This window comes from Caloramator sp. CAR-1 (assembly GCF_030546345.1).
Taxonomy (GTDB): Bacteria; Bacillota; Clostridia; order Clostridiales; family Caloramatoraceae; genus Caloramator; species Caloramator australicus.
On the sequence record NZ_JAUONW010000051.1, the window covers coordinates 21,782 to 28,985 of the forward strand.

General features: G+C 31.8%; 7 protein-coding genes. 1 reads left to right on the top strand and 6 read right to left on the bottom strand.

Annotated elements, in window-relative coordinates:
* Positions 1–22 precede the first annotated feature (22 nt).
* From Q3V94_RS13415 to Q3V94_RS13440, 6 genes are all read right to left on the bottom strand, one after another.
* Positions 23–874, bottom strand: a complete 852-nt coding sequence (locus Q3V94_RS13415) for a carbohydrate ABC transporter permease (protein ID WP_008909276.1) — start codon at positions 872–874, stop codon at positions 23–25.
* 13 nt (positions 875–887) lie between these two features.
* Positions 888–1,781, bottom strand: a complete 894-nt coding sequence (locus Q3V94_RS13420) for a carbohydrate ABC transporter permease (RefSeq protein ID WP_008909275.1) — start codon at positions 1,779–1,781, stop codon at positions 888–890.
* A gap of 79 nt (positions 1,782–1,860) precedes the next feature.
* Entirely contained in the window at positions 1,861–3,207 is a 1,347-nt protein-coding gene (locus Q3V94_RS13425; protein ID WP_008909274.1) for an ABC transporter substrate-binding protein, read from the bottom strand.
* A 92-nt stretch (positions 3,208–3,299) separates the two neighbouring features.
* Positions 3,300–4,307 carry a LacI family DNA-binding transcriptional regulator gene (locus tag Q3V94_RS13430; protein WP_008909273.1) on the bottom strand — a complete coding sequence of 336 codons (1,008 nt, stop codon included), beginning with the start codon at positions 4,305–4,307 and terminating at the stop codon, positions 3,300–3,302.
* A 225-nt stretch (positions 4,308–4,532) separates the two neighbouring features.
* Positions 4,533–5,333 carry a ZIP family metal transporter gene (locus tag Q3V94_RS13435; RefSeq protein ID WP_303528505.1) on the bottom strand — a complete coding sequence of 267 codons (801 nt, stop codon included), beginning with the start codon at positions 5,331–5,333 and terminating at the stop codon, positions 4,533–4,535.
* 573 nt (positions 5,334–5,906) lie between these two features.
* Positions 5,907–6,659, bottom strand: a complete 753-nt coding sequence (locus Q3V94_RS13440; protein WP_303528508.1) for an ABC transporter substrate-binding protein — start codon at positions 6,657–6,659, stop codon at positions 5,907–5,909.
* Between the two features lie 322 nt (positions 6,660–6,981).
* Here Q3V94_RS13440 and Q3V94_RS13445 point away from each other — a divergent pair.
* Positions 6,982–7,204 (top strand): transposase (locus Q3V94_RS13445; protein ID WP_303528510.1); only part of this gene is annotated, 223 nt, incomplete at its 3' end.

A 7,204-nucleotide genomic window follows, 5' to 3' on the forward strand; every position in this document is an offset into this window, starting at 1 on the left:
TTAACGCTCCCAGTCATAATCTTTATTCTTTTACTGATCCTGCCGAAATGCTGCTAATAATATATTTAGATAAGAACATAAATGCTATAATAATAGGCGCAACTGACATAGAAATTGCCAAATACATTGAACCTAAATTTTCAGCAACTTTTCCTCCCTTAAGATATCCCATCAAAACAGGCAACGGATATTTTTCAGGTGAAAATATTACAACTAATGGGACTATATAACTATTCCACGCTCCAATAAAAGTAAATATTGACATTGTTGCAATCGCTGGCAGCATCATTGGTAAAATAATTTTATGGAAAATTGATAATTCACCTGCACCATCTATTCTGGCCGCTTCGATTACCGCAGGATGCATTGATGAGATTAAATATTGACGCATAAAAAACACAGTAAAGGGCGTCGCTATTGAGGGAACTATTAGTGGTATATAGCTATCTAATGTTTTTAAAGCTTTATTTAGCTCGAAAAAGCCTAGTAAGCTTAATTGACTTGGTATCATCATCATTATTAAAATAATTATAAATAATAGTTTTTTCCCTTTAAATTCATATGCGTAAAATCCATAGGCTGTTAAAGCTGAAAAATATGCACTTAATATCGTTACAGATGAAGCAATAATAAAGCTATTCTTATAACCAAGCCAAATTCCTTTAAATATTCCGTCGCTAACATCCATATGATACATCATATTTTTATAGTTTTCTATCAAGCTCTTTCCTGGAATTAGCGTAAAGCCTCTTACTATTTCAGTATTAGAACGTGTAGAATTTATTATCATCATAGCAAAGGGTAACAAGCAAGCGGCTGCCAGCAAAGTTAACGCAGCATATATAAGCCATTTAATAATGTTTCTTTTATCCAAAAATCACACCCCCTTAAACCTCTTCCTTAAACATGCCTTTGAAAACGATCATAGAAAATATCAATATTATTAAAAACAAACCATAAGCTACTGCTGATGCATAGCCAAAATTATGATACTTAAATGCTTGATTATACAAGTATAATACCATCGTAACTAAGGAACCCTCTGGTCCTCCAAGACCATTTTGTGATATTAAAAATGGTATTTCAAATAATTGTAATCCACCGATTAAAGATGTAATAACTACATAAATCATAATTGGTTTTAGCAATGGCAGTGTTACTTTAAAAAATGTTTGCCATCTATTGGCCCCATCTATCATAGCTGCTTCAAAATAATCTTTTGAAATACCCTGGATTCCTGCAAAAATAATAATAAATGTATGTCCAAACCATAACCATGTCTGTATTAGCGAAACAGATAATTGTGCTGTAATTGGTTCTCCAAGCCAATTAACAGGTTTTGAGATAAATCCATATTTAAGTAAAAGGCCATTAAGAGCTCCATGTTGCCAATCTAAAATATATAAGAACAATAATGCAACAGAAGAAACTGTCATCAAATTAGGTAAATAAAAAATCGCACGGAATAGACTTAAACCCTTAAGCTTTAGTCTTATATCTGAAAATAGAATAGCTAATATCAACGCTAAGGATAATTGCAATATAATATTTACTCCCCATATTTTCCATGTATTTACGAATGCTTGCAAAAAGTATTTATCACTTGCTAATCTTAGATATTGTTGTAATCCTACCCAGTTTGCTTTAAAGGGCGAGCCAATTCCTTTATAATCTGTAAAGCTCATATATAAAGAAAGAAATATAGGATAAATACCAAATATACTAAATACTATAAAAAATGGAGATATAAATAAATAGCCGTATTTATTTCTAGAATTCATAGTGCACCCTCTTTCCTTTTAAAATATAAGTATAATAGGTGAACTTTTGTCCACCTATTATACTTGTGTTTTTTTATTATTATTGCTTATCAAGTGGAGTTATAATCTCTGGGTATGCGTTTTTAACCTGCTTATAAAATTCATTAATCGCTTGTTCTTTAGTCTTCTTACCATTTACATATTCTGATACTACATTACCCCAAATATTGTCTATACCTTGGTCGTATTTAGTAACTATATTAGGATTGATTTTTTCAGCTTCTTTTAAGAAGAATTGATAATGGTTTTGACCTTTCAAGAATTTATCTGATGCTGTATCCTTTACTTTGTCTGTAACAGGTTTATATGAAAGTAAATCTCCTGTTTCTTGATACCACCAATTTAAAAACTCTTCATCATGAGTCATCATTTTAACGAATTCCCATGCTGCACCTTTATTATCTGATCCTGAATATACTCCTATCCATGTTCCTCCCCAAAAATATGGTGATGGTCCCGAAGTTAAACCCCAATCGCCTGCTGTATCCTTCGCATTTGGTTTAATAACATAATGTAATCCCCAAGTAGGCATAACATATCCAAACACTTCAACTTTTTTGTCTGATTTTACTTTATCTAATTTATCCCAACCAGCATTAAAAGGAACAGGTCCTTGCATTGATGCAAACCATGCTGGTGACCATTCTGGAGCCATTGCAGTATATTCATTTTCACGTAACTTCTTTTGATAATCCATGAAATCTATCTGTGCTTGTGTTAATTGCAACTCATTTTTTTCATTTACCCATGGTTTTGGATCTGAACCCTTAGCAAACCAACGAATTGCACCTTCATCTGGCACTATCTTATAACCTGCCTTCTTTAGTTCTTCAGCTGCTTTAAAGAAATTTTCCATTGATGATAACTTTTCTCCAACAAATGCAGGATCATCGTTTCCCCATACTTTTCTTGCAATCCATCTTTTATAAATGAATCCTCCTGGTGTTGCCTGCCATGATAATGCCTTTACATTACCATTGCTGTCCTTTCCAAGATTAAATACATATGGAACATAATCCTTTTCCCACTCATCTGCATTATATGGATCTTCTGATAGATTCTCCCAATATGGCAAGTCAATCCATTGCTTTACCCATGCTATTTCGGCTGTAAATACATCAGGAGCTCCTACTCCGCTTTCTAAAACTGGCTGTATTTTAGATGCATAATTTTCAGTCGGAATAATTGTAAGTTCTGTTTTTATTCCGTATTTCTTTTCAAAATACTCTAAGGGTTTCTTTAATTCATCTGTAAATGACCATACCCTTAAAACTTTGTCCTTATTAATTTCCAATTCCTTTGCATTCTTGTTAGTTTTTGATCCACATCCAACAAATAATGTTGTTATTAGGATCATTGATAAAACAGCACTTAGTAATTTTTTCACTTAATATACCCCCTCTTCTTAGGTTTATTAAAAATTATGGACATCATTATTTAAATATAATCGAAACCGGTTTCGAATTTGAGTAAAATTAACTAAATTAAGGATTTGCAAGAATCTCTAATTATCAGTTCTACAGGAACAATAACAGAAGTTCGTGCGATTTTTTTATCAATTGCATCTATTAATATATTCGCTGCTTGTTCACCTATTAATTCGGTATTTTGTCTTATGGTAGTAAGTCTTGGTGTAAAATACCTACACATTTCTAAATCATCATATCCAATAATAGATATATCTTCAGGAATTCTTAAACCTTCTTCTTTAGCAGCATTAATTGCTCCAAAGGCCATAAGATCACCTGATACAAAAACTGCTGTAGGTCTATCATCTATTTCTAAAATTTTTTTCATAGCTCTATAACCACCGTCAAATGAAAAATATCCACCATCCACCAAATATTCATCAATTTTCTCTAGATTCAACTTTTCCAAGGCATTTATAAATCCTTCATATCTTATCTTACCTGCAAAAGTTTCTTGACTACCATATATATGTGCTATTTTTCTATGTCCTAAAGAATAAAGGTATTCAACAGCTAAATAACATCCTCGAAGGTTATCTGAGTAAACGCTGCTAGCAACATCGCTTTCATTATCAACTAATACACAAGGGAAATCGCTATTTATGATCTCCTGAATTTGTTCATTTTTAGGATCTGAAGTTATAATTATAACTCCGTCTACTCCTCTTATTTTACAATGATCTAAATAGGTAATTGGATTTTTACCTATATCCTTTGATATAAATAAAAGATCATAACCTTTCATCTCAACATTTTTCTTAAAACTTTCAATAATTGCATTGAAAAATGGATGCTTTATACCTATATTAAGTTTTTCATCAAATAATATTCCTATTGTCCATGATTTTTTCGTAGTTAAAATCCTTGCATGAGAATTAGGAATATACCCCATTTCACTGGCCTTTTTTAAAATTATTTGTTTAGTTTTCTCGCTTACGTCTGGGTAATTATTTAATGCTTTTGATACAGTTGTAGGTGAAAATCCTGTTGCTTTAGATATATCGTATATAGTTGTCAAATCTATGCACCTCTTTTAATATTTTACGAAACCCATTTCGTAATACATTTTTATTATAGCAAACTTATTTATTCTTGGTCAATACTTAAATAAAAAAAATTCAGTAAATTAATATTATTTATCACAGGTTACTTTCTGGTCCTGAACATAAAGTTTGTGAAACATATGATGCTTGGGGTGGAGAAGAAAATGTGTGGAAAAGCCCTTTTATTCTAAAATAACACTCTATCCTAGTGCCACATCTAATAACATCATAACAGCAAATCCTATCATAGTCCCTAATGTAGCTATATGCGTATGTTCCCCTGCCTGTGATTCTGGAATAAGTTCCTCAACAACTACAAAGATCATAGCACCTGCTGCAAATGATAGAGCATAGGGTAATATGCCCTTCATGTAAACAACTAAAGATGCACCAATCACAGCTGCAATTGGCTCTACTGCTCCTGATATCTGACCATACATAAAACTTTTAAATCTTGATAGTCCTTCTCTTCTAAGTGGAATCGAAACTGCTGCCCCCTCTGGAAAGTTTTGAAGCCCAATTCCTATTGCAAGGGCAATCGCCCCTGCCAAATTAGCTGATATATCTCCACTATTTAAAGCACCAAATGCAACTCCAACCGCAAGCCCTTCTGGTATATTGTGTAACGTTATAGCAAGAACAAGAAGTATGCTTCTTTTTAAACTTGTCTTTATACCCTCTGCTTCATCCGAAAACATATGTAGATGTGGCATAAACATATCCACTGCTCTTAAAAAGAAACCACCCAATAAAAATCCTACAACTGCAGGAACCCAAGAAATAATTCCCATATTCTCAGCCATTTCTATTGACGGATTTAAAAGAGACCAAAAGCTTGCTGCAATCATAACACCAGCTGCAAATCCAAGCATCCCATCTAATACTTTTCTATTAAGTTCTTTAAATATAAAAACCATCCCAGACCCCAACGCTGTTAAAAACCAAGTAAAAAGTGTTCCAAATAATGCTAATATTACTGGATTAAATCTATCAAAATTCATCATATCACCCCACTATGTTATAATAAAGCATTGAATATATAAATACAAATTTATCTTAATATATCCATATATACCCTTCCATCCTTAATTTCAACTATTCTATCAGCCTTTTCTGCTATTCTTCTGGGGTATACAATCTATTATTGTTCTTACAATTGAACTTCTAACGTGATCCATTCATATGTATACTTTCTTTTCATCTACACCGCAAAACATATTGTTTAAACTTGGAGATAATATATCTTTATAAAGCTTAAGAATATCAATTTTGCCTTAACCCAATAGCTTTAATGCAAATTAACTGCAGATTTTTTATCCCCTTTTTCTAAATACACTATCAACTCATTATAAGACTCCATATAAAACACCTCTTTAGAAAATTATTATTTATAAATAATTATAATATATAAAAGAAATCACTTCAAGAAAAACAAAATTTTAATTCCATATCCCAGCATTATTAATATTATGCTCTTTTAATATAAAGGTTGTATAAAAAATGCTAGAGCATATTCCAAAAGCCGGACTATACTCTAGCATTTTAATTTACTTAGCATCCTTTACCAATAGCCATTATCTTCCTGATATATATACACCCTTAAGAGCATATGAAGCAAACAGTGGTAATCTCCAGTTCTTAACAAATGAATGAGTAAATTTGTATCTGTCACTGTATTGCGTTGGAGCTATAGCAGAATCGTCCACAACAAGTAACTTTTCAGCTTCCTTGAACATTGCAAGTCTTTTGTTGTTATCTGGTTCAAGGGAAATTTTCTTTATTAATTCATCATATTTTTTACTTGAATACTTAGCTGAGTTATTACCGCTATTGCTTAGCCACATGTCAAAGAATGTCATCGGATCATTATAGTCAGCATTCCAAGCCATTGAACCTATTTGGAATTCACCTTTATCAATCTTTCCAAGGAATGTTCCAAAATCTGAAACAGCATCTATATTAACAATTACTCCAAGTTTCTTTTGACATTCATTTTGATAGAATTCAGCAATTGTTCTTGAGAATGAATCTGTTCCTGAGCTTAAGAAAGTAACTGTAATCTTTGAGTTTGGATTAATTCCAAGTTCTTTAAGTCCTCTTTGTAAAAGAGCCTTTAGTGCAGCATCATTTGGGTATTTTGCTTTTTCTAACTTTAATGGTTCTGAAACAAGGTTTCTGTATGGTTTATTTCCAATTAATATGTTGTATGGGGTCCAACCGTAAGCTGGATAAAATCTTTGGAATACATACTTGCAGAGTTTTTCTCTATCTATTGCAAGTGAGAAGGCAAGTCTAACATTTCTGTTTGTAAATATAGCCATTAACATAATTTAAAAGCTTTGAAATTACTAGCCTGCTATGGCTAAATTTTTTTTTATCACTCACAAATATATTTCATAGGATTTCCTCCATTTTTGTCGAATTATATTAATATAACAACATTCAATTTAACAACAAAAAGGAGGAAATCTCTATGTATCAACGTCAAGGAATTTTTAACATTATTGAATTTTTTACTTCTCAAAACTTATCAATTTTTATACAACCCTCTTCAAAAATCTTGATTTATCTCCATTACCAGATAAGGGCCCCTCTAAATACGGCCCTACTGGGTTTTCTCGCCATGCTCTTTTCAGAGCCTTTATTGTCATGAAATGTGAAAAATTTGCTCAAGTTACTGAACTTAAAGATTTCTTAGAAAATAATTTAATCATTGCTAAGCTTTGTGGGTTCGATATCCTTAAGCCTTTACCTTCTTACTCAGTTTTTCAAAGATTCATTAAAAATTTGTCTAACTCTTATCTTAAAGAAATCATGAAAAATCAAGTTAATATTCTTAAAGAGTTAGGTTTTATTGATAACAAATTTATTT

Coding starts and splice junctions, on each gene's coding strand:
- Q3V94_RS13420 (WP_008909275.1), bottom strand. CDS start 1,781: ATGAATTCTAGAAATAAATACGGCTATTTATTTATATCTCCATTTTTT.
- Q3V94_RS13440 (WP_303528508.1), bottom strand. CDS start 6,659: ATGTTAATGGCTATATTTACAAACAGAAATGTTAGACTTGCCTTCTCA.
- Q3V94_RS13435 (WP_303528505.1), bottom strand. CDS start 5,333: ATGAATTTTGATAGATTTAATCCAGTAATATTAGCATTATTTGGAACA.